General features: G+C 48.8%; 20 protein-coding genes and 2 pseudogenes. All 22 read right to left on the reverse strand.

The window, feature by feature from the left end:
- Positions 1-2: 2 nt before the first annotated feature.
- Positions 3-3,769 (reverse strand): annotated as a pseudogene (locus JLG71_RS27810) (LPD7 domain-containing protein).
- 89 nt (positions 3,770-3,858) lie between these two features.
- Complete coding sequence (locus JLG71_RS27815) at positions 3,859-4,410, reverse strand: phospholipase D family nuclease (protein WP_000014584.1); 552 nt, start codon at positions 4,408-4,410, stop codon at positions 3,859-3,861.
- A gap of 14 nt (positions 4,411-4,424) precedes the next feature.
- Positions 4,425-4,715, reverse strand: coding sequence for a hypothetical protein (locus JLG71_RS27820; protein ID WP_001299214.1), 291 nt, complete (start codon positions 4,713-4,715; stop codon positions 4,425-4,427).
- The gene (traJ, locus tag JLG71_RS27825; protein ID WP_001024976.1) at positions 4,712-5,860 is read right to left on the reverse strand and encodes a plasmid transfer ATPase TraJ; all 1,149 of its coding nucleotides are present in this window, start codon (positions 5,858-5,860) and stop codon (positions 4,712-4,714) included. The genes JLG71_RS27820 and traJ overlap by 4 nt, the downstream gene beginning before the upstream one ends.
- Entirely contained in the window at positions 5,857-6,675 is an 819-nt protein-coding gene (gene traI / locus JLG71_RS27830; RefSeq protein WP_000646097.1) for an IncI1-type conjugal transfer lipoprotein TraI, read from the reverse strand. The genes traJ and traI overlap by 4 nt, the downstream gene beginning before the upstream one ends.
- A complete protein-coding gene (gene traH / locus JLG71_RS27835; protein WP_001079808.1) occupies positions 6,672-7,130 on the reverse strand; it encodes an IncI1-type conjugal transfer lipoprotein TraH in 459 nt (152 codons plus the stop codon). Before traH ends, traI begins: the two co-directional genes overlap by 4 nt.
- Before the next feature lie 394 nt (positions 7,131-7,524).
- A complete protein-coding gene (locus JLG71_RS27840; protein WP_061671621.1) occupies positions 7,525-8,109 on the reverse strand; it encodes a histidine phosphatase family protein in 585 nt (194 codons plus the stop codon).
- Positions 8,110-8,168: 59 nt separating this feature from the next.
- Positions 8,169-9,371, reverse strand: coding sequence for a conjugal transfer protein TraF (locus JLG71_RS27845; protein WP_000976357.1), 1,203 nt, complete (start codon positions 9,369-9,371; stop codon positions 8,169-8,171).
- Between the two features lie 85 nt (positions 9,372-9,456).
- Positions 9,457-10,281, reverse strand: a complete 825-nt coding sequence (gene traE, locus JLG71_RS27850) for a conjugal transfer protein TraE (RefSeq protein WP_015058912.1) — start codon at positions 10,279-10,281, stop codon at positions 9,457-9,459.
- Positions 10,282-10,431: 150 nt separating this feature from the next.
- Positions 10,432-11,586: a tyrosine-type recombinase/integrase gene (locus JLG71_RS27855; RefSeq protein ID WP_001139955.1), complete on the reverse strand. Its 1,155-nt coding sequence runs from the start codon at positions 11,584-11,586 to the stop codon at positions 10,432-10,434.
- Positions 11,587-12,879: 1,293 nt separating this feature from the next.
- Positions 12,880-14,493 (reverse strand): IS66 family transposase, encoded by a 1,614-nt coding sequence (gene tnpC, locus JLG71_RS27860; protein WP_130564469.1) that lies wholly within the window; start codon positions 14,491-14,493, stop codon positions 12,880-12,882.
- A gap of 30 nt (positions 14,494-14,523) precedes the next feature.
- Positions 14,524-14,874 carry an IS66 family insertion sequence element accessory protein TnpB gene (gene tnpB, locus JLG71_RS27865; protein ID WP_000624710.1) on the reverse strand — a complete coding sequence of 117 codons (351 nt, stop codon included), beginning with the start codon at positions 14,872-14,874 and terminating at the stop codon, positions 14,524-14,526.
- Positions 14,871-15,290 carry an IS66-like element accessory protein TnpA gene (gene tnpA, locus JLG71_RS27870; protein ID WP_004018134.1) on the reverse strand — a complete coding sequence of 140 codons (420 nt, stop codon included), beginning with the start codon at positions 15,288-15,290 and terminating at the stop codon, positions 14,871-14,873. Before tnpA ends, tnpB begins: the two co-directional genes overlap by 4 nt.
- Before the next feature lie 50 nt (positions 15,291-15,340).
- A complete protein-coding gene (locus JLG71_RS27875; RefSeq protein ID WP_200914337.1) occupies positions 15,341-16,648 on the reverse strand; it encodes a shufflon system plasmid conjugative transfer pilus tip adhesin PilV in 1,308 nt (435 codons plus the stop codon).
- Positions 16,648-17,305 (reverse strand): annotated as a pseudogene (locus tag JLG71_RS27880) (A24 family peptidase). The gene JLG71_RS27875 and the pseudogene JLG71_RS27880 overlap by 1 nt, the downstream one beginning before the upstream one ends.
- The gene (locus JLG71_RS27885; protein WP_000014005.1) at positions 17,290-17,850 is read right to left on the reverse strand and encodes a lytic transglycosylase domain-containing protein; all 561 of its coding nucleotides are present in this window, start codon (positions 17,848-17,850) and stop codon (positions 17,290-17,292) included. The pseudogene JLG71_RS27880 and the gene JLG71_RS27885 overlap by 16 nt, the downstream one beginning before the upstream one ends.
- Positions 17,851-17,859: 9 nt before the next feature.
- Entirely contained in the window at positions 17,860-18,474 is a 615-nt protein-coding gene (locus JLG71_RS27890) for a type 4 pilus major pilin (protein WP_000908228.1), read from the reverse strand.
- A 16-nt stretch (positions 18,475-18,490) separates the two neighbouring features.
- Positions 18,491-19,576 (reverse strand): type II secretion system F family protein, encoded by a 1,086-nt coding sequence (locus tag JLG71_RS27895; protein WP_001208803.1) that lies wholly within the window; start codon positions 19,574-19,576, stop codon positions 18,491-18,493.
- 12 nt (positions 19,577-19,588) lie between these two features.
- A complete protein-coding gene (locus JLG71_RS27900) occupies positions 19,589-21,142 on the reverse strand; it encodes a GspE/PulE family protein (protein WP_000362204.1) in 1,554 nt (517 codons plus the stop codon).
- Between the two features lie 10 nt (positions 21,143-21,152).
- Complete coding sequence (gene pilP / locus JLG71_RS27905) at positions 21,153-21,605, reverse strand: type IV pilus biogenesis protein PilP (protein WP_001247333.1); 453 nt, start codon at positions 21,603-21,605, stop codon at positions 21,153-21,155.
- Complete coding sequence (gene pilO2 / locus JLG71_RS27910; RefSeq protein WP_000752776.1) at positions 21,592-22,887, reverse strand: type 4b pilus protein PilO2; 1,296 nt, start codon at positions 22,885-22,887, stop codon at positions 21,592-21,594. The genes pilP and pilO2 overlap by 14 nt, the downstream gene beginning before the upstream one ends.
- On the reverse strand, positions 22,880-24,562 hold the full coding sequence (gene pilN / locus JLG71_RS27915; protein ID WP_000748143.1) for a PilN family type IVB pilus formation outer membrane protein: 1,683 nt from the start codon (positions 24,560-24,562) through the stop codon (positions 22,880-22,882). The genes pilO2 and pilN overlap by 8 nt, the downstream gene beginning before the upstream one ends.
- Positions 24,563-24,567: the final 5 nt, after the last annotated feature.

Genomic DNA, 24,567 nt, shown 5'->3' on the forward strand with positions numbered 1-24,567 from the left:
GCTCATCGGCCGGGGCTGTGGGAGAGATCCTGATGCAGAGTTTTTTCCTGCCTGTCCTCCGGCTTTTGGCTGTTGGACCACTGCTGCCATGACTGCTCGAAGCCCAGGTTCCGGTACAACGCATCAGGTTGTTTTTCCGGCGTGTAGACAGCAGCAAAAAGCGGTTCTTCCCGGGTTTTCAGATGAAACTGCATAAGCTCCGGTGCAGGGCGATTCGTGCTGTCAGCATCGTGGTTTACCGCTTCACCATAACCTGCAAAGCGTAAACCTTTGTCGGTCAGCGCATTGATAACCAGCTGACTGTTGTCGGCTGATGGGGTGGCCAGTGCCGGATACAATGTGCCGTTCAGCCGGACCACACCCTGCAGATGTTCATCGGCACTCTGGACAAGTAGCAGGTTGAGTTCACGCGTATCCTTATCCACTGATCCCAGAACAGGTGTCAGCTTGTCAGGGGCTGCGCTGGTTATTTCTGTTACCTGATTTGCGTTCTGTGGCGCGGAGACCGGATGTCGGTCTTCACCGATAAACAGATGTGAGCCGACGTTTTCTGGCATACGTAACGCTTTCATCTCTTCGGGCCACCCCTGGCTGATTTGCGCAGCCACTTTCATAAAGGTTTCGACCGGAATCGCCTGAATACGCTGACCTTTATCCGGATTATCATGTGATACCGAGATCCCGTTGGTAACTGACTCCATGGACCACTTATTCCGGAAACGTGCTTTTTGCTCTCCCGGGAGGATGAATTGTTCGCGGTTCTGAAGTGTCAGTGTCACCACGTCACCTTTCTGATGGTTTTTGACCAGACTTTCCAGTTGTTCCCCCCAGTAGAGTTTGCTGCCACTGCGGTTTTTAAGCTCAACAAAGAAACTCTCTCCTTTGCCGGGTGCATATTCAGCACGACCAAAATTGTGCAGTACGGCAGTCACGCTCTCTCCCGGGCGAAGTTTTCCTGGTGGTTCTTCACCTTGTGCCGCATCTGCCGTTTTGCCAGGTTCAGCCGGTGATGATGCAGGGACGGTGCTGACGGTTGATGCTTCAGGGGCTACTGGGGACGCCGGGGATTGTGTGGCTTCTTTTTCCTGAACAGGGTCTGGGACTGCTGGTTGTTCAGGGGTATTCCGGTTAAGTTCCGGTGTTGGCTTATGGGTGACAACAGTATCCTTACCGACAGCCATTTCCTTGCGTAATTTTTCGAGCGCCGCTCGCTGATCCGGGAATTTCATGCGCACTTTGATGTTGTGCTCGATGATCAACTGCATCGCTTTTTGCTTAAAGGCATCACTGCCCGTCAGCTCAATGACACCACCATAAAAATCAGTGGCCACAGCAAGTGCAGCCAGAACACTGCGATCGTCATTGCTGGCACCGTTGACCATTTCCAGCCGGTTTACCCGGTCAATGAAGGCAGGTTTGCCATCCAGTTTGTACAGGACGGTTCTGTCTGCTCGTTCTTCACCTTCCAGCGATTTAATGATTTCGTCCAGATTGAGCGATATCGGTGCATCAGGGCGTTCCGGGGCGTAGACAATACTGTCAGGTGCCGGTGTGGTCGTCGTGGTTTCCGGTGAGGGTGTGGGATCACTGTTCTCATGCGCCTGTGAATCCGTTTTTTTACGCGTAAAAAAGCCACGCGCTTTGTCGAGAAACGATGAAGTATTATCAGAAGATGATGTGCTCTGAACAGGTTGCTGTGGAGTGGGGTCATCCCGGACAGCCGGTTCTACTGTATCTGTTGTGGCCTGAAGTTCTGACTCATCAGCCTGAACGTGGCCTGTGTCCGGTTGCGACGGCATATCACTGTTTTCCTGCAGATGCTCAGGATTTTCATTGTTCATCAGCTCCTGATATGCGCTGTAGTTTTCGTATTCTTCGGGGCCATCTGACTCAGGAAGGAACGGCTCTGGCTGAAGGGGAATGTCTTCAGTTACATGGTTGACCGCCTCTTCCCGGGGAGTATCCGGGGATATTCCGGTGCTTTGTTTGTCATCAGGCTCCGTCATCACGGTCATTTCCTCTTTGACTGCATCAGGGGAAGGTGATGGCTCGGCTGATTCATTCATGGTTTCAGATGAGGGACTGTCTTCAGGGGATGCGGTGGTGGCAGCAGGGGCCGGTATTTCAGGTGAAGTGCCGGATTCCTGTTGTGACTCGTTTTTTTCCGGTTGTGACAGTTCAGCTTCAAATTCACGCCAGTCTTTATCTGTGGCCACCGAGACAACTTTTTCCGGAGGTTCCGCCGGATGAGCGGGTTCATCAGGGGCAGACGCCGTTGTACTTTCCGGGGACGCCAGTGATTCTGCAGGGGAGTCCTGAACTACAGAGCTTTCCGTTTGCGCCTGAACGTTATCAGCGTGCCGCTCATCTTTGCCGTTATTTTCAGTGGCGTGACTGGTAAATGACTGTGTTTCATCAGCAATGTTACTGCTGGAAGCAGCTGGTTGTTCCTGCTGCGTGGCGGACGGCAGAGAAGGTCCCTGGTCATGGCTGTGCCCTGTATCGGGTGATGTTTCAGGATATTCTGTCGGAGTCATGGTTTTTTCCTCAGTGTGGACCGGTGTAAAAACGAGGTTGCCTATCACCAGTGCCTCGCGCATTTCCGGGGTGTTACTGTTGGGGGTGGAAACCCCGATGTGTTCTAACTGGGCGTTGATGACATGCTGAAAAGCGGCCCGTCCCCGGCTTGCGTCCAGGTCATTGAAATCGGTCAGCCCCTGCGCTTTTTCGGCATCGGTGAACGCAGGAAAGATGACCGATCCTCCTGTCAGTTCTGCGGCTTTTGTTGCACTGACGATACCTTTGTTAACCCGGATTGCATGATCGTTGTCGGCACAGAAGATAAAGGGGCTTTGCGTCCACTTTTGCCGGGCATTTTCGGCAACGGCAATCATGTTGCCTCCATCCACCGTCATCAGTACCGGAAGGCCCGTGGCTTCGTGCAGGGAGGCCGCAGTGGCATAGCCCTCGGCAAACAGTACCGGCTGACCGTTGCGCGGTGTGCCCAGCGCAAACCAGTTACCGGTTTTCTCCGAATCTATCAGGATGCGGGCATCTTTCCCCCGGTGACCGGAATACGCTGGTAAGAGCGTATCGCGCCGTTACGGTTACTGAAGGGAATAACCAGTTCATTTTTGTTGTTTACCCGCACCCCCGGTGCAGCCTGAATGCCTTTCCGGGTCAGGTATTCATGTGCTGTGGCCTGCGGCCATTTGTTGATATAGCGGCGGGCATACGCGGCCTGTCGGTTGTACTGTGCTTTCAGTTCCCGCTCCGCGTCCTCCCTGCGTTGCATTGAATGCGCTTTCAGGTGGAGTCTTGCGCGGGGATCTGTCTGTTCTCCGCCGGAGAAGGTCCAGGTGATCGGCGAATTATCCGCGCTGCGATAATCCCTGTACCAGCCGGCAGGTCTGCCGTCCAGGAATCCGCGATATGCGCCACTTTTTTGTCCTTTTTTGTCATCGGCGGTCGGGACACGGTGGATTTTCCCGTCCATGACCGGCAGTTCTTTCAGAACCAGTCCGGCATTCTCCAGAACCTGGGCAAACTCGGTGACCGGATCACTGCCGTTCATGGAGACGTCCTGTGGCCGGGGCAGCCAGCGGTCCAGCCTGGACAGGTCCGCCCCCGGGCGGGCGAACCAGAGTTTGTGCTCCTTGTCCCAGATGACGGGCGTGTGCCCGTTCATCGGGGGATGTGCTTTTTTGAGATCTTCTATTTCATCTGCAGGCACGGCAAGCCAGGTGCGGTAGCGGGATACAGACGGCATGAGTGCTTCTCCTGAAAAAAGACGGAAAAAAACCACCGCCGGAAGCCGGGGGTGGCTGGGGGGATAGAAAATCGGGGGAGAAATGTTTGTCAGGGTCTCCAGTCTGTACCCTTATTCCAGCGATCCTGCCAGTGTTCAAGATATTGTGCGGCTACATCCGGCATATTCTTGAGCACAACGACATTCTCTGAATTCTTGCGTGCAGCAGCACGAGAGAAGTTATAGGAGCCAGTTTCAACCGTGTTTCCGTCAACAATGATGACTTTGTCGTGATGGATGGGGAAGGCATCTACAGTCCGGAGAGGAATGTCCAGCAGGTTGATATATTTCATCGCTTCCTGACTTGCCCGGTTCGTATTCCCCTTGTCATCAACAACAATACGGACGTCCACTCCGCGTTTTTTCGCTTTTGCCAGCGCATGCATTACATCCGGGTCGGTGAAGGAATATGCCATCATCCTGATGGAGCTTTCCGCACTGTTGATTGTGTCAAGCACCAGAGCGGATGCGCTTCCTTCAGGAGAAAAGCCGACCTTCACGGATGGCGTGTCGATCATTGCAAACGATGGTGTCGTGAACAGTAACGGGCATGCCAGTAGCGATACCCGGAGCAGAGTAACGATAGTTTTTTTACCTGACATAAAGACTCCAGAATTTAATCGAGGCCAGTCCAGTCTCGTGGTGATTCCGTATGGTGGCGATACCACCATGGACGACCGGAGGCGATGGCCCCTCTCAGAATGCTGAAAATGCGAGTACAGATCGTCCTGACAGTCCAGCCTGAACGGTCGAGAATGACGAAAAATAAAATGATGCCGGTGCAAATCCAGAAGGTTGTTTTGGAGGGAAAGGGGCATATAAACAGATAAATCATGGTGAACGGCAGAGGTACGCCCTGGATGTTGACTGGCGGTGTTGCATATCGCCAGAAACCTTCTCTTTTCATGACCGTAACTCCCCTGGCGGGATAAAAAGAATCGCTTCTCTTCGGTCAACTTCATTCCGGATATACATTTCCAGAATCTGGTCCCGGATACGGCGCTTCTCCTGCCGGATTATGGCATCAATGTGATGCCCCCACTCTGCATGCGGCATTCCGGAAAGATTGTCGCGAAGCTCATCGTTAATGACGATATATTCCCGGACGGCTTTACGACCACCGTCATTTGTTCTGACCAGAACCTGAACCAGAATGAACTGCAACAGTGACAGGACAGCCCAGGCCATCGAATCCCTGATGACAGGGGGAAACAGCCCAAGAAGACGTGCCAGCGTTTCACCAGGAGATTTCGTATGCATGGTGCTCAGGCAGTAATGCCCGGTGTTGCCTGCCTGTACCGCTGCGTCGGCGGTTTCGTTATCCCTGATCTCACCAACACCGATAATTTCGGGATTACGTCGTACAGCAGAACGCAGTCCGGCAGCAAAACTGACCACATCACGCCCGATTTCTGCCTGATGCGGTGGGAGCAGATCGTTTTCATTTCCCAGGATATATTCCACCGGGTCTTCATATGTCACGATTTTGGCGTCGGGGAAATTGTCCATAATGTAACGGTACAGTGCTGAACACAGCGTTGATTTTCCTGACCCGGTTTCACCACATACAAATCCCAGACCGCTTTTGCAGACCATTGCTTCAAGCAGGTCTGGTTCAATGTTCATGGAGAGAATGTCCGGTATTTCTGTCGGGATGACACGCATGGTTATTGAGACTGCTTTCTCCTCTGCACCAGATGTGCCCTGAATGAGGTGGGAGCGTAACCGGATGCGTTCTCCGCGTTTAAGACCATAGCGACCGGATGCATCCCCGTTAATCTGTATCGTCCTGTCAACCGGATTGCCTGCCAGAACGCGGGGAACGACTTCCCGACCGAACAGTTCATCAATCAGGGAGGACATGAGTGTGGTTGGTAACGTTGCACTGGAACAACGCACCCGTCGGCCAAAGCGACTGACAGATACAGGTGACCCACCGGTCAGATCCACATCACTGACTTTATGTGCGGCACACCAGACAAAGAAATGCCGTAATTCATCTGCAGTGAAACGCTGAAACGGAAAAAGACCAAACTCATCAGGAATATTCATCGGGAGCCTCCTTCAGTGCCTATAAGCGGACGCCAGTGAGATTTCTGAAGATTGAATTCCGCATGATTTTTAAGGCGACGAACACGATCTCCAGTGACCAGTTTTTTCCCGTCACCTGTAACGGTTTGCATTTGATCAGAAACATCCGGACGGGTGATCATGCCCTGACGCCAGAGAAGTGAGTACAGCATCATGCCCCGGTAATCACGGGTGAGGGTTTTCTGGTTGGCTTCAAGCGTCAGGTCGGCGTTTTGTCTTCCTTCCTGCCATCCCTGCCGTAATGCGGTTTCCCACACTTTTCGTTGCACGCTGTCTTCTGGAACGACGCTGCCTTCTGTACCCGGAGTGGCTGTTGTTGAAAGCCCCCGGAGAAGCCAGTCACGCCAGCCCGGTGGATTGCTGACAAAGCGTTCAGGGCGAATGATGGTCCAGACCCGGGAAGAGGTCCGGATTTGATCTGGCGTGATATGAGCTACGTCCTGTGCTTCATCAATAACCGGTGGTAGCCAGCCTTCCGGGCTAATCAGTGGCCGGAAATCGTATAAGGCATTAAGTGTGCTTTCCCGGGCGTTGAGTGCCTGAATCAGCTCCCATGAACGCTGAGCCTTGCCACCACGAAATCCAAGCGTTTTACCTGCGTCGGTCAGCATTTTCCAGCGTGTTTCTGACAGACTATCCGGCTTTTCACTTCGTGGTTTAAGCCATGCATTAATGTCAGGTGGTGGCGTATTGACACCACCTGGCGAGATGGTAGGGGAAGAAGAACAACCAGTAAGCAGTATTACTGGCAAAATGAGAGAGGTGAGTGCTTTCATTTTTTCCGGTTCTCCGGCTGCATGAAGCTGACCTGTAACAAGCCCGGATATTGATGGATTGTTGCTCTCCAGGCTGTCTGGGCTTCAATAAGTCTCAACGTATTGGAAAACGTCATATCCCGGACGTGAAGGTTGACTGGTAACGGCAGGCGGACACCATTGTAGTTAAACTGCATCCCCCTGACTCTGGCCAGTTCGTTCAGTAATTCAATTGCATCACCTTCCCAGTCAAAGGAAAGGCGATCGCTGTTAGCTGTCAGAAGATGAGACCCCGTTGAAACCGGAAGTTGGCCGGAAAACACACCTTTGTCCCATAATGTGTACTGAGTGTGCCGGGTAACCGCCACATCAGAGGCAGCACCGTAGTTACGCGGAACAGGAGTATGCTGAGAAGGGGAGTTGCAGCCAGCCAGAAAAAGGGCGGCAAGACACCCCGCAGGTATAATACGGTTCATAATAATTCCTGAGCAGTTAAATCAGAATGGGATATACCGGTGCTCCGGTACAGACAGGATGATGTTTGTTTCCGGCTATACTTGCGTTACCGGAAATAAATGCCAGTGTGGCCAGGTAAATAGCCTCATAGTTTACTGAAGGTGATTATTCCTGATACTGGCTGGTTGATGTGTCGTCAGACATAAAACGAATATGAGCGTAATCTTTAACGCTCCGCGCCGAATCGATCCATGATGGATGACTCGACGATTTATGAATCGAACGTACCGGCGCTTGTCCCTGAAACAGTTCCCGGCCCTCGTCCGGATGACCTGCAATTCAGACAGGCACATGTGCCCGTACACTCTTGTATCTTACTGAGTATATCAGAATTTATGTAAATTCAAATATCCTCTATGCCTCTTTGTTGTATTTTCCGTCAAGTATGAGCCGGGTACCATCGTAATGCATGATCAGGGCATCAAGGTACGCCGGTTTGAATTTCTTGCCGAGCCTATCTCTGGCCAGAAATGATAAACAATGATTATGTGTCATTATTACTATGTTCCTTTTATGAGATTCTCTTACGATTGATTCAAGCGTCTTATAAAGATCATTATTGCAGTCTGATAAACTGTCCATAACGACGGGGTCTTTACCGGAGAAGAATTTTGCAGTTTGTATGGTTCTTACCGCATTGCTGGAGTAAATATCATATTCACTGAAGATTGTTGCGAACTTAATACCTTCCTGCTGTGCTTTCTCTGTACCGGTAATAGTGATTCCGCTTTTATCCGAATAGCATGGCATATCTGAACGGTCGCAACGTTCTCCATGGCGGAAAAGGAAAATAACGGTGTTATCAGCATTAATTTCTTTTGCCTGTTCTAGGGTGATATCGGGAAGCGAGCTTTTTGCTTTTGTCACTGCAGCTACCAGGAAAACAGAAAATAAAAGAATGAATGCTGTCTTTGAATAAGAAGAACGTGGTTTCATCATGTTATTTAAAATGAATATAAAAATACCCCCGGGTTTAGTGCCGGGGGCGGGGACAGTAATCAGAAAGTGAACTGAAGTTGTGCCATTGCACCGTAATCGTGGTCAGTTCCTACCAGGCCGGAAACATCGATATGTACGACGTCAAATGGAGAGATACCAACGCCAGCGGTGAAGGCGCTTCCGGAGTTTGATGCCATGTTCTGACGATAACCGGCACGCAATTGCGCCCATTTCCATGCGTTAAATTCAGCACCAACACTTGCAAACTGACGTTTGCTGTCAGAAGTGAAGCCACTGGCAGGAGTCAGATCAACGTCAAGAGCAGTGGTAAACAGGTCATTATGCCAGGATACACCGGCGGTTGCCTGTGGACGAACTTTGAAGGTTTCTTTAAAGCCATTGACGACTTTAGTATCAATACTGCGTGGAATGATGTTCTGGGCAACAAGACCGACAGTCCAGTTGTCATTCAGGTCTGTATAAGCACCAATATCGGCGTTGAATCCGTTTTTCGTGTTGTGGTACTTGTCACCGTCAAAATCGTCTTTGTCGTAATCACGAACCGTTACGTTGTAGTTAAACAGGTCCACACGCTGATATTTTGGTGTGACGCCAAGAGACCATTTTTGTCCGGCCGTTTCCAGTTCTTTGGCAAATGAAATTCCGACGTCGGTAATTACAGCTGCACGCCCGAATGCGCGTGAGGTCAGGGCATTCTTATCGACGTCGGTAATTGTTCCATTGGCAACTTTGTCCAGATAATCCAGGTCTGCATCGTTTACTTTTCCGTTTACGCTGACAGTTCCGTAAGACTTGACCATAAGGGCAAACGGCAGAGTGTCATTTGCCATGGCTGCTACAGCTGATACACCTACCTGAGCATCTGCATTGATATTGCGGAATTCCTGCAGACGATGTTTAAGATTTGCCGCTGCCTGTTGTACGCCATGCTGGTTATCTACAGCACTGTCAAACAAATCCCAGTCATCTTTAACATCATCAGCTTTATTTGATACATCATTAGGATCAGCAACTTGTGCCCCAACAGACGGCAGAAGAAGGCTGAAATCATCATTGCTGTTGTGCTTTGTCAGTAAAGCCGGGTTTGCCAGAGGTGCCACACCATAATGGGAAGATGCTACCCCGGTGCCACCCATTGCATCGTTACGCGCTTCAAAATATGACGTCGCTGCTGCAGCGTTAAAGGAAAATAATACAGCAGATGCAATGATGGTGCGGGTAATATGATTTTTCTTCATCATTTAATTTCCTGTTTATCAGAATTTAGACAAAACAACGCTATGACACGGATGTGCCGTAATTTTTTACTTTGGTACTATCTGGTATTTACCAGGGTAATAAAGACGTATTAAATAAGCTAACAGGTAGTATTTGCCCTGTAATAAGGTTCTCGGCAAGGCCAGGTCTCAACGTGACGCGTCGCAAAGACATTGTTGTATTCTGCCTGGTTGTATATTCAGTTAACCATTTTCTTTTTTCATCGTTCAGAAGTGTTGGTGATAATGATAGTGCCGGATATATTACAGAGCCATTTATTTCTTTTTCCTGTCTCAATATTACCCCGCAATATTCTCTTTTCGTGTTTCCTGCGAAGGGGAAACTATGCCAGAAAATAACTTCAGTGTTGCTGCTATTATTAATAAGCATTCTGAAATTATCAGCAGTATCTGGCCATTCACCGGACAACGCTATCGGATAGTTTTCATGGCCATTCAGCCAGTCCGGATTGAGATTAAAACATTCAGCAAGATGTTCGAGAGCGTCAGCTGAAAGATAGTCTGCAAGTCTGGCCGGGTCCTGTATAACCGTGGAGCGGATATTCCATGGCGACAGCAATGTTGCCAGTAATGGCGCATTTATATCATGCGACAGCATGATGTATTCAATTCTGCTTATTATGTTTCCTGTGGTGTTATCCGCAGGCATAAACATATTATGAAGAGCATCCTCAAGCAGGATTCGGGTTAAATCAGCGGTGGATATGGCTAATTGTTCGCTCATTATCCCCAGAACTTCTCTTACCCCTTGTGGGTAACGGACCTGCAGAGGTGTCGGGTTTATCTGACGACCGTTGATGAGTTTTTCGCCGATTGCTTTTTTGTCCAGCGAGAGCATCATTCGGGCCGCAATACCGGTCGTATTCAGTCTCATTGTTCCTCCGACTGAAAAAGTCTTTTCAGCTCATGTGGTTATTGTATCTTCGGTGTTTTTTCTGGTGAAACGAATAATTTCGATCATGCAGATCGAATGTGTTTGGCGAGTTGTTGCAACTCGCCTTTCTGTATGTGTTTTGAATGATGTTTACAGCGGGGTGCTGCCCGGGTTCAGAGGGCAAATCATAATGTAGTCAGGGTCGTTAACAGGTAACGCTCCGGGAGATGGGACACGTTCGCCTTTCTGTGCTGCAATGGCCAGTGTACGCAACAAAACCTCACTGGCGCGGTGAACTGCTTCCTCTTTCGTTGTGGCAGTGACGTGAAGGTTATCAAAATCACCGATCTCAATACGATGCGCTTTCTGCCCATTTTCTTCATCGATGGTCGTGATATGGGCAGGATACGGCACAAACCATGCTGCCACTTTTTGTGTCTGCCGCCGGCGGGCATCAAGCTTACTGACCAGTTGCCATGCACGAAGATGAGTATACCGTTTCAGCATATTCATGGAACGATGTCCTGATATTGCAGCAATCTCCATTACATTCAGGCTACCCAGTTCGAAGAAGCGGCTTATTGCTTCATGCCGTAGATCGTGAAAATGCAGGTCCTCGATGCGAAGTCGTTGTGTGGCTATTCTCCAGGCATTTTTAAAGCCGGATGCGGTGTAATCAAAAACATTGCCGTGGAGATTAACGGGCATCATCTGAAGAAAGTTACGGGCACGTCTGGACAGAGGAACATCCCGTGAGTGACCGTTTTTGGTTTCAGGTAAATGAGCCACACCGTGGCGCAAATCAATGTGTTCCCAACGTAAGGCCAGTATTTCGCCCTGCCGCATGGCTGTTTCAAGGGCAAGATGGAAAATGACATACAACATCAGATTTTTTTCGCGGAAATAGCGAGAAAGGCGACGTTCTTCTGAAGACGTTAGCCGACGATCTCGTCCGGAGGATACTTTCGGCTTGCGAACCAGTTCAACCGGGTTAGTACGACAGGTTCCCCATTCAACACGAGCAATATTGAACAGAGATGACAGAAGGGCGAGTTCAAGACGTACAGTATTACCTGTAATGGCTTTACCCGTTCGGGGGTTGATTTCTGCTAAACGAACGTCTCTGTATGTAGCAATATCAACGGTTGTTATTTCGTCCATATTCCGAAGGGCAATGGGATATCGCTTGATAACATTGCTCCGGTAAAACTCCTGTTGATGCCCTTTCTTGTGAACAGAAACTGTTTTCAGGTACTTATCCAGTGCGCGTGACAGGGACATTTTACGGATGCGTGGAGACGGCATGCTAACCTCAAAAGAGGAAAAAATAATGCCAACAATCATTCTCTGCAAGCGTGCCAATCCGGTCGGTGGTCAGGGGGTAATAAAATTAATTACTCAGCATGTAATTGGTACAAATCATCCGTAGCAATGAATCACTTTATCGGCGGTAAGAGTGGTGGTTCGATCTATTACAAGCCGATTCAATGTCCGACTGGATACATTATGACTGGAACACGCATGTACGGTATTGGTGATGGTGTTGATGAGGAACATGTCGATGCCTACTGTTGCCCCTTTAATTAAACTCCAGCACCAGGAAGATTGAGGCATGTGACTGATATGGTCCCACCAGACTCATAATTTCCCCCAAGCATAATTACTCACATACCAAACGTTGTTTTGGTCGGAATATACCTGTTGAAAACCACCAAAGGGTGAGCCATTCAGGTAAGTCCATGAGCAATATGCATGGACCCCGAGCCTTAAATTACGAGTGTTTTTAGCTATGTTGTAGGTCTGCGTTGTGAATTGAATTTTAGGAGCGCCCCAGGTACCGGATTGTGGCACGTAGGCCAGCAGCGCCAGCAATTTAATCTCAGTTCTGACACGCGACGACATAACTACATTTTCCGGTTAAATCAGCTCTAAATGTCCCTTTATGGAAATTGTATTCATCATAAAAACCACATTTAACAATTCGATTTGCATCATAAGTTGCAACTGATCCAGCAAAGTAATTCGGCTTCCAACCTTGAGGGTTTTCTGCATTGCTCACACTCCATGAGCACTGACCTGGCAGAAAATCCTGTTGGCAGCGGTATTTGCTGACCATTTGCTATACGACCAGTTATCACCGTACTACCAGAATTGCTTTTACGCCAGGTACCGGATTGGCACTGGCCTACGTGCCAATCCGGTACGTGGAAGACTTCTGGTTCGCTCAATGGTTCTTACACAAACTTAGGTTCACATAGAGGTTCATTCTCAGGGCGGAATTCAGGGGGCAGTACATTGTTTATTTATGCATCTGGAGGTAATGGAGGATCTGCCGGAGGTGCATGTGTAAATACATCCCGACTGCAGGGATATGTTGGTGGGACGCTAATTAGCGTGAATGCCAGCAATAACCCTGCATATGGAAAAACAGCCTTTATCAGCTTTGCTGTACCTGCAGGTACTTCCTATCAGATAACATCCTATCCAACAGAAAATACATCATGTGGTGCCGGGGTATTTTCAGTATTTGGATATCAAACTTAATTGAGCGTTACACACGACGCAATAGTAAGCGTTAACGGAGTGCCGTATTGACGCTTATTTATTGGTGAGTACTACGTTCCATGGCAGGAGCTCGTCAACACGGTTGGAAGGCCATTCCGGCAGTACACCCAGGATATGGCGCAGATACGCTTCCGGATCTATACCGTTCAGTCGGCAGGTGCCGATCAGCCCGTACAACAGTGCTCCACGCTCGCCACCGTGATCGCTGCCGAAGAACACATAATTTTTCTTCCCGAGACAGACTGCACGAAGCGCTCTTTCTGCGGCATTATTATCTACCTCAGCCAGGCCATCATCACAGAAGTTGCACAACGCAGCCCAGTGCTTCCGGATATACCGGAACGCATCTCCCAGACGACATTTCTTCGATAACGTGTGTTCTTTCTCCTGCATCAGCTTATACAGGGAAGTCAGGAGCGGTCTACTCTGCATTTGCCTGACCGCCAGGCGTTCAGACACCGGTAACCCGCGTATATCGTGCTCGATGGCGTACAGTTCACCGATTAGTTTCAGGGCTTCTTCCGCTGTCGCGCTTTTGGTACTGATATATACATCGTGGATTTTGCGTCGCGCATGAGCCCAGCATCCTGCTTCCGTCAACGCGCCGCCTTCACGTCCGGCACTGAACAGCCGATCGTAACCATTAAACGCATCTGCCTGCAGGATACCCCGGAAGGGACAAAGGTGCTGCTCCGGATGTTTCCCCTGATGATCCGGTGAGTAGGCGAACCAGACCGCCGGAGGCTCTGGCGAACCGGCATTCCTGTCATCCCGGACATACGTCCAGATATATCCTGTTTTCGCCTTCTTCCTGCCCGGTGCCAGCACTTTTACTGGTGTGTCATCAGTGTGAACCTTGCGGGTGTTCATCACGTAACGGTACAGGGCATCATTCAGCGGCGTCATTAACTGGCAGCACGCGTCAACCCAGTTGGAGAGTAACGCACGGCTCAGTTCGACACCCTGACGGGCAAAGATTTCACTCTGACGATACAGTGGCAGGTGTTCGCAGTATTTTCCCGTTAACACGCGGGCAAGTAACCCCGGGCCCGCGACACCACGCGCTATCGGACGGGACGGTGCCGGTGCTTCAACGATGCAGTCACATTTTGTACAGGCTTTTTTTACCCGTTCTGTGCGGATCACTTTCAGGGCGCTGCTCACCAGTTCCAGTTGTTCTGCGCTGACTTCCCCCAGATAATCCAGCTCACCACCACACTCCGGGCAACAGCTTTCTTCTGGCTCCAGGCGGTGTATTTCACGGGGAAGGTGTGCCGGTAACGGACGACGATGGCGCGACTGTCGCAACTGGCGGGGAACCTGAGGATCGTCTTCCCGCCCACTGTAACGATCGCTGTCCTGTTCACGTTGTTTCAGCAGAGCCTCAGCCAGTTCAACTTCACGACGCAGTTTTTCAGAACGGGTACCGAACAGCATCCGGCGCAGTTTTTCCACCTGGGCCCGCAGATGCTCTATTTCCCGCTCATCTTCTTCGATCTTTTCTTCGGCACGTGCCAGCGCAGAACGCAGGAAGACCTCCGTCTCTTCAATCAGACTCAGTTGTTGGTCTTTCTGACGGAGGGCTTCAGCCTGCTCAGAGAGCAACCTTTCCAGCTCAGTGATCCGAATGAGGTATTTCTGACTCATGACCGTTTTTATAATCCGGCCATGACATTTTTACAACATTGTCAGTGCGTTAAGACGGGATGTTTTTGGCTGACGCCAGTCCAGCTTATCGAGGAGCATTGCCAGTTGCGAGCGGGTAATGGATATCTTGCCGTCACGCACCGCAGGCCAGATAAACTGGCCTTCCTCCAGGCGTTTGGTGAACAGGCACAGACCATCAGCATCAGCCCACAGGATTTTAATCGTGTCACCCCGTCGGCCACGGAAGATGAACAGGTGACCGGAGAAGGGATTATCATTCAGCACATGCTGTACCTGTTCTCCCAGTCCGTTGAAGGATTTACGCATATCGGTAACGCCGGCAACGAGCCAGATGCGGGTGCCTGACGGGAGTGAGATCATCGTCCCCTCCCGGTCAGTTCACGGATCAACACAGTGAGCAGCTCTGGTGAAGGATTTTCCAGCGTCATGTTACCGTGACGGAACTCCACCTTGCAGGAGCTGGCACTGACAGTAGTCTGGGTGGATAAAGACGGAGTAAGAGCAGCCACCGGTTCTTTCGGCTCATCCGGCGTTATCTCCACAGGTAATAATTCAACGCCAGTGTCAGAAGAGGTTGTTACCGGAAGACGCCGCGATATACGCCCTTCGTTTTGCCAAAGTCTGAGCCATTTGAAAATAACATTATCATTGACGCCATTTTCTCGAGCAATCTGGGCCACACAAGCACCGGGTTGTGATGCCAGTTCAACCATACGAAGTTTGAATTCATTCGAATACTTTTTACGAGGTTCTTTTCGCCAGTCCTGTAATTCCATACTTAGATGTCCGTCTGTGTCAGATGGGCGTCTAAGTTACCAATTCTTGTCTAATGGCTACATACGGCGGTCGGTTTACGCTTACACGCAATACAACCTGTCTTATGCTCGTATTTGTACCATTTACGTGAACCTGCTGGGCTCTCAACTACCTGGCAGTAGTGGGCATCCTCTGCGTTGCCCATTCTGGCAATGGCGCAGAAGTCGAATTGCCCCAGATAACCTGTGGTGGAAAGCTGAGTAACTTTGAGTTTTCCACCTATTGTCCTCCACGTACCGGATTGGCACGAAAGTATTGCCCCTGTATTATCGCGGCCTACAAGGCCGTTAGGCGAACATGATGCGCCAGCAACGGCAGTTCTTTCCAGTTGTAAGTATTCACCAGTATAAAGGCGACCATCAGCACGAACAGTACCGCCTTTCACCTGACCGCCGGTATAGATGCCCTTGTTGTTTACACTTCGAACCCATGATCCGTCGGACATATAAAATCCGCCACCGTGAGTTTCATTGAGCCAGCCTTTGCTGTTACGAGTAATTAACCAACCATTATTACTTCTGATATCACCGCCAGCGGTGACATTTACGTCAAAGTTTCCGCTATTGCCTTTTACCTGACCGCTGAAAGTGCCATTTACACCATTCACATTGCCGCTGAAATTACCAGTCTGGGCATTTACTGCCCCAATGTTATTCAGGTTATTTGATCCCATATCAATGGCCGTGTGCATTTTGTTTAAGTCAGGGCGACCATTGACCTGGAATCTGTAAAGACGATCAGTGTCCTCTGCTGCACCACTAAGTTCATCTGTCGATAACAGTACGGCAATATGCCCGTTACCGCTTTTGGCACCATAATTACTTAAAGCTACTGACCAGGAACGTAATGCACCTGTGGCTGTTTTGCCGTCCTGGATATATCCACCAAGACCAGTGGTAATATCCTTAGCCATCTGGATAAGTGCTTTCACTGGATAAGGGGTGCCACCACTGGATACAACCATTGCCTGTAGTAATTCCGGGTTTTGGGTGTTTCGAACTACATATGCCTGTAACCGCTGCCCCTCGCTGTTTGTCTCAGTAAAGCCGCTGGACAAAAAGCCGGTATTTTTCAGCATGGTTGTCGTGATAACGGCAGGGGTTGTTGTGGTACTACTGGCCTGGAGAGTTGTGTAGTTTTTCCCTATATAAGAGCGGGCTGCACTGGCCCAGTTGCTGACAAGACGAGCTTCAGCCTGCCAACCTTTGGTTTTTAAATAGTCCTGCCATATGCCTGCACCCCAGGCAACTATGATCATAACAATCAATAAAGCCGCGCCAATTTCCAGCGATGCCCAGCCTCGGTCATATTTTTTCATCAGATTACCCATAGTGGTTGATAAAGATTATCCAGTAGCAAAAGGACATGGCCAAGACACAGCCATGGACCCAGTGGGCCTTCTTTATGTCCTTTTATGCACCATGTTGAATGCCATAAGACACAATCCTCCTGCGCCCAGCAACACACTCCATATGGCGTTATATAGCCCTGACCATGCGGTAATACCTGCAATAAGCCACAGGTCTCCTGTGCCAATATTAAGACGATGGCGGTTAACCAGTTTATGCAGACAGAATAAGACAATTGCGGCAGAGACAATTTCTGTTGCACGGAGCCACCATATATCAGTTGTGATTTGTGATAATATTCCAGCGATTAAAAAACGCCTGGTGAATGTACCCGGTAAGAGGCCTGTTAGTGCATCCGTTACTGCCATTTGCAGCATGAACGAAAGAATAAGAACAGCATGAATACGGTAGATAAGTGGGGATGACGATAAAATAATTAATGCCACAGCTATACTATATAGCCATATTCCTGACAGAACTGCAGTGTGTGTCTTATACCAGAGATGTTCTGTATCAGATAAAAAATAACGAACTCTGAATAACAGAGTTCGTCCAATAATGGAAAATATGAACATCAATGGGAGGATATAAACAGGGGAGAGACTTATGCCTACGATTGTCTGCATTGTCTGCCTCCCTGCCCGGGAAGGCATATCCCTTTCATGTCACGATAAATTCTCCATACTTTATTAGCATATTGCTCTCTTGTTTCATGTCTGTCCTTACGGAATCCGGCATTGTATGACCCAAGGCAATTCCAGCTGACGCCACATATCTGAAAATGTCTTGCCAGTATCCAGCTTCCTATATGGATATTAAGACATGGTTTGGTAATTAAATCCTCAGACTTTTTGATTACGCCCATCTTTATAAGCTTTGGAATATGGGTTGAGTTTATTTGCATCAACCCATAATCCGTACTGCTGGCTTTGCCTGTTTTTCTGTCCTTATTTATGTTAATTGCGCCCGGCTTCAATGAAGATTCCCCGGCAGAAATGGCCTTCAACAATAATGGTTCAATTTGATAGCGTGCGCCGGCGGCGGCAAAGCAATTGTCCCACTTGTTAGTCCAGATTTGTTTGGGGGCGATGTATGAAGCTCGGGCGGGATAAATAAGAGAACAAAGCAGGATTAATGAAATAAGTCTGAGGGGCACTTTACCCCCGGACATTAAAACTCCTTAGCCATTGATGGTGAAGATTAGTTTGTTTGTACCGGTGCTGCCATTATCAGCTGTGCATTGCGCACTGGCTTCTTCAGTAGTGACTTTTCCATCACTGTGAGCCGTACTGTTCAGGGTAATACCGTTAGTTAAACCAGTACGACTGATTTGTGTGGCAATCTGGATACAGGCATCCTGTGGGACTTTTTCATAGGTGACGGTAAAACCATTGTTGAAACCTGATGTTGAAGCCGGAGCAACAGTTACGGCACCGCCCCATGAGTTATAGAGCGTTGCTGTACCTGATGATGGAGTACCACGCACTGTCATGGTCTTGGGTACGCCACCCATCTGAATGAGAGCACCCGTCATTTTGGCTCCACTGGTAAACGTATATCCATCGCTACCTTTTAGCAGCCCCTGAGTACTTGTGATGATTGTCTGTATGTTCGAACTTTCATTTGCCACACCGGTTCGTGAACGCAACATATACAATCCACCAAAAACAAGGGCAAGTACGATAATTACAACAAGTGCTATTGCACCCTGTTCCATAATACCCCAGCCTTTGTCATGAGACGTTTCTTTCTCATTTTTCTTCAGAACGTTAGCATTAATATTTTGAATTAACATAAATACCTCGTTTTATTTAAATACTACCCATACTGTTGTCGCCAATAGACTGAATGTCTACAACGGCCATGACCAGTAACAGGAGTGACATGACAAGAAATATCAGCATAATTAAACGCACAACAGCTGCTCGTTTTTTTACACGCTCCAGCGTTTGTACAAGCCACCGTTGGCCATAATTGCCGATTAGCTCCGTTGCACCATCTCCCTGTAATAAAGACAGAAAGTTGGCAGACTCCCTGGAAGGGAAATGATAACCGCACTGTCGTAAAGCCAGCCCAAGGTGATCCCCCTGGCGGACGCGGTAAATAATGCTGTCAAGGCGTGTACTTAACCATGGTGATGCAAATTCCTGAAGAACGTTCAGTGAGTTGAGCGTTGTCATTTTGGCTTTCAGAAGTGCAGCCATATTCAGGAGGAATGCTGCCCCCTGTATATCCTTATAAATACTCCATGGCATTATATTGTCAGCCAAAGAGCGGCTTTTCCAGTTTTTCAGAGACCATGATATTACACCTGTGACCACTGCAAAAAGAACGGCACATATAGCGCCGTAATTATCGACAAACAAAGATAATCCATAGAGAAAACCAAGAGCACCACTCCATGAATCAGGGGAGCTTATTTTGCTCAGTACAGGTATTAGCTCTGTATTAAGAACATATAATGTCCCCGTCATCATGATTAACAATCCCACCGGGTAAATAGCCATTTGCCATATGGCCTGATGGAGTTGCTTTTTGGCATCTGTAAGCGTGGTGGCAAATTGTAATGCATCCACAATGGAACCACTTCTTATTCCGGCACTGATTACTGCAGCCTCTTCCTGGGGAACCCATAAACCAAGAGTATATTCCAGAGAGTTTTCGCCACTGTTTTCACGAAGAGACTCAATACAGTCTGTGGCCAGTTCAGCAAAGGGGTGCCATTTTCGTCCAAAGTCTGTCCAGGCATCCCGCATCTGTTCCAGTGCGGTCTTTAATGGCTGTTTATTTTCCAGCAGAAAACGCAGAGCTTCGTAAAACTGCACCCTGTAGGGGGCGCTGAACGTTTTTCTGACAATGAAACGTCTCAGCCGTTGACTGAAATTCATTTCACGCATGTTGTTCTCCTGTTAGGCATCATCGATGCTGAGGCGTTCGTCTTCGTCCAGAGGGATGATTCTGTCGGCTTCAAGAGGGTCCACCAGGCCTTCATTGATACGGCGAAGCAGATGCTCCACACGACTGATGCCATGCATGTTTTCAAGCCAGTATTTACGTGCTGCAACTTTGCCGCGTGTTTTCAGAATCTGAAATAAGCGATTATCAGGTTCTATCACTTCAGCAATTACGGTCCTGCCGGTGAGGCCTTTACCTATTTCACCGCGCTTTCTGCCGTTAATAATTACGTCGTGATTACAGTCGGAGCATCCGTGAGGATTTCGGAACCAGATATTATCTGTACTGCAGAGTGAATCTTTATTGCAGTGCCGCTCAAGGTAAGCGCGGTCGTCTTCGCTAAGTTCAGGTACTCGCTTTTCCCATGGAATACGGCAGGAGGGACACAGCGTTGGTACAAGGCGCTGGCTTATCATCCCAATCAGTAATTGCGCATCACAAATAAGATCGGCATTCATACCCATCGTAATCATTCGCTCCGGTATACCCAGAGCTGAGTTTGTATGTAATGTCGTCAGAACGATGTGACCGGTCTGAGCCGCGTAGGTGGTTGACATCATCGAGACAAGATCGCGCATTTCCCCTTCCATGATGGCATCGGGGTCAAGTCGCATTGCCGATGAAATAGCACGACTCCATGCCAGTTTGACGGCCTCTTCGTCGGATTTGTCACAGATAATCGGGGTTTGTGTTGCCCCCAGTATCTGTCCTTCCAGCGGATCTTCGATCGTCAGCAGGTGTCGCCCCTGATTATCGTCAAGATATACACGGCAGGCACTGCGTAACGTTGTTGATTTACCCGAACCTGTTGGACCAGACAGAACAATTTTCCCTTCCGGGCGGCGCAGCATGACGTTCAGCAACCGGATTTGCTCCGGTATAAAGCCCAGTTGCTTAAACGTGGGAACTTTGTCTCCGTCATCGGGTATCAGGCGCATAACCGCAATCAGACCATCTCCCGTAGGTCTGTGACTGTATCGTGCACCAAATATTCCTATTTTTCGCATTAATTGTGGGGACAGGCGTGCATCCTGTTCCCTTTGAGGGAAGAAACTGGTTTCAGTGACATCAGCCATTGACAGAATGGCTGTTGCGCAAAGTGAATAACCCAATGCAGGTTGATCTTCATCTACAGTCTGCAGTTCACCGAATATTCTCATGCGAACTTTGAAAATAGACTCTGAAATTAAAAAATGAATATCCGAAGCACCAAGTTTTCTGGCCGTTTCAAAATAGGAGAGAACTTTCTTCTCACTTTCACTGACATCTGCAAGATCTTTCAGATGAATAATCCGTTCTTTCGGACCTTTATTTTCATCATCCTGACCGGCTTCCTGTAACTCAGACAGCGAGACTACTTTTGGGGTGATGTCAGGGTATAACTTTAGCAGTTCCTGGAGATTACTCTGTACGTCAGGTCTTGTTCGCTGATTTGTTTCGATGAGAATTTCATGGGTGTCTCCCCGGGATATAAAAAGGAGAGCATCCTTCAGATTATATTTGTCCATATCACATCACTCAGAAAGTAAGGGTGGTGCCATCACTTAACGTGACGCCAGACAATGAGATCGACTTCACCGTGACGGATGTACCCGGAAGCTGGCTACCAGTGGTGACGCTTGTCTGACGTCCATCAGCCATGCGAAGAACGGCATGAAGACGTTTATCTTTGCCGTTTATTTCCATAATAACGGGCAATTCCTTTCTGTTTTTAGATGTCGGCTGCTCTGAAACTGATGGCAAGGAGGCAGTCACACCAGAGAAACCTGAAACAGTTTCTGATGACAGATTAACATCTGATTCTTCGAGTTGTTTCTGTAGCTGTGCGCCCTGAACTTTTGCCTGTAAAAGAATATTCCGGTTTTGTTGTGCTTCAAGTTCTCCTATTGTGACAAGAGGTTGTGTTGTTGCAAATGAAAAACCAGAGAAGAAAAATATGGATGGAATAATGAGTAATTTACCTGGACGCATATATATGACCTTCTGAGGAATAACTGAAAGTACCGCCGTTTAATTCAAAATGGATATTGCTCAGACGAACGCCGGTATCCTGAAATAAAGGGAACAACTCATCAGGATTTACAGGCGTTGATAAACTGAACTGATATTCTTTCCATTTCTGAACAGGGGCTGGTTCACCATCGTTACCTGGTAATGGTTCCTGTATGGCTATTTCATTAATGGCCGGCGTTAACTGTTTTTTCTGAAACCACGTGAACACCCGCATCAGTTGTTCTGAGGGGGCAGGGACTGCCTCATCCCTGCGGGGCAGGGAAGGCAGTGGCCGGGTTACAGAAGCCAGGCGTGCACCATCTTTAAGGTTAAAGTCAGGAATAACATTAAAGATTTCTTTGCTTCTTGCCAGAAAGCCTTCAATAGTTCCTCCTGGCTGTCGTTCGTAAATCAGTGTGAATGTCTCGGGAGTACATGTTCCACCGGTAAGTTTCCAGCCTTCTAGCGCGACCGGTGATGGTTTTCGAAGGTCCGCGCAGGCTTTCAGAAAATCACTGATTACAGGTTGTGACGCCCATGGATGCGGGAGCTCCGGTGGTGGTTCGGGCTTTTTAAACTGTAATCTTGCCCGTGCAGCTATCTCCTCGGCGGTCGGTCCTACATCAGGCTCTGGCTGAGTCATCCAGAATACTGTGCCTGCGCCGGCTGCTACTAAAAACAGTACGGCAGGAAGTGTGAATTTGCTGCGATTGCCGACAGTAAGTTTGCAACGGCGGAGGTCTGCTGATGATAACCGGGTAATAATACTTTCCCAGTTATCAGGATGTTCCAGAGACGATACAACCTGCCATTTTTCGGGGGGCTCTTCGTTCATCGCCAGAAAAAGGCTGACCTTTTGGGCAACGTCGGCATCATTTCCTGATAAGTCAGCCATAACGGCAGGCTGGCCATTAATGGAAGCAAGGAATAAGAGCTCCTTATCGCTGTACCGGAAGACACCGTATCCATTTCTGACCCATGAGCAGAAAGCCAGTGCCAGGGAAAAATAATGATTGCGTTCTGGCCTGGTCAGTATTCCTGTGCCGGTAAGGCGGCTGATCTCTCCACGGGAATTTCTGCTGCCTACAGTCACTTTCAGGGAGGTAAGCCGTCTGGGTTTTACATGAGACTTGTGTTTATGATGTGAGGGGACGCGCTGTTTTTTTACGACAGGAGTCCATTTAAGACAGGCAGCCCACACGCGATGATTTACTTTAGGATCTGCGAGAAGCACTACCGGGTTGATATCTTCATCAGCCATTATTGCCTCCTGACGGGAAAGTCGGGGTAATGATGATCACAAGCGTGCTGCGTTCATTTTTCCCGGTTTGTGAACCACCAAATAATGGATTTGCTGGCGTAAACGTACCGGCTTTACTTGTCGTCGTATTGTTCTGATCGAAACCAGTAACGACAAGTGATTGCCCTTCTTTCAGATTGACCTTCTGGCTCAGTGAACGCAGTTTGGTATATGGCATTTCGATGTAACTGTTTCCGTCTTTTGACGTAAAGCTACGGATAGTTGGGGGATCAGACAGATTAAAGTTCATCTGCAACTGGAGATTGCCTGTTTTCTGAATTAAAGGCAGCAGGGTCATATTGAATCCAGTGGTGATCATGCCCGGTGTTAATGTTGTTGTTGCTCCTACATCCGTAGTCGTAGTTGTTGCTGACTGGGCGACGTAAACTGTCTGATCTGCCATCTGGATAGGTACCGGCGTCAGGTTTGTGACCGTGCTTTCTTGTGAAGTTACAACGCTGACATCGCCTTGCTCACTCAGTGCTTTAATCAGAAGGCTGGAACCGCTGAATTTGGCGGCATTCCCTGTTGCCGTATCCAGAATTGATACGCCTGCAGATGTAGCGCCTGTAAAATCTCCGCTTGCATTGTTCAACGTTGCTCCGGCGGAATGTAGCGATTTGTAAACAAGGTTCCAGTCCAGACCGAACTGCTCGTTTCTGGTATTGCTGACGCTCAGAACCTGTACGTTCAGGGCTACCTGGCGGTTCATAATACTGTTTTGTTCGTCCACATATCGTGCGACGGCTTCCTGGACAGCAGGAGTATCAGTGACTGTTAGCGTTGAGCTCGATGCAGATAACCAGTAACGGCCTTTTTCTGGTGTCAGCATCGCTTCAATAGTTTTCCGGATGTCTTCATACAGGTCGTATTCCTGACCGACGGTTGTGCTCTGAGAGGACGTAGCATCACCGGATGCTGAGTTATCCTGGCCTCCTGTTGCCCCCATTGTGCTTGTTGAGCCAGAGCTGACGCTGGAACTGCTGCTGGTTTTGGTGTTCAGCATATGAAGTGGATACGTTCTGGTTTCAGTCAGATAGAATACAATCCGACCATTATCCATGCGCCAGTACAGACCGCTTCGGCTGGCCATCAAATCCAGAAGACCATTGATATCTCCCTGCCACATGAGGTTATTCAGCGTTAATGGCTGAGTGGAGGTAGTCATTGTTGTGCTGCCCAGGCTGCTTAACGGCAGACGACCATTTTCATCAGGTGCTGGTAGTGTCCCAGTCATCTGGCGGGTAGCGCCTCCTTCAAGAGTTGAATTGGCTGCGTCAGGGGTGATGATTACGGGGATGCCGCATACGGCAGTAATACGTTGCCCCAGTTCCTGTAGAGTGATCTCTCCTTTTCTTGCCTGCGTGATGTAGCAGGCCGGAGCTGTTTGTTTTTTCTCTCTTGATACCTGAGCGACCGGAACAGGGTTTATCCATTGATTATCGAGCCAGGTAAGAGCCTGTGATTTGCGGGCAGAAAGGGCTGATACCTTTTCCCGTGCGTGTGCTGAGTCCTCCTGTGCTTTTTTCTGCATTTTATTGATTTCGCTGAAAGTACATCCGGAGATGGAAAGAGCGACGGCGATCATGCAGGGGAGCACCGCCAGCTTCATTGAACGCTGGTGTGATTTTTTCATGAATA

Source organism: Klebsiella michiganensis (assembly GCF_015139575.1).
In the GTDB taxonomy this organism is placed as follows: domain Bacteria; phylum Pseudomonadota; class Gammaproteobacteria; order Enterobacterales; family Enterobacteriaceae; genus Klebsiella; species Klebsiella michiganensis.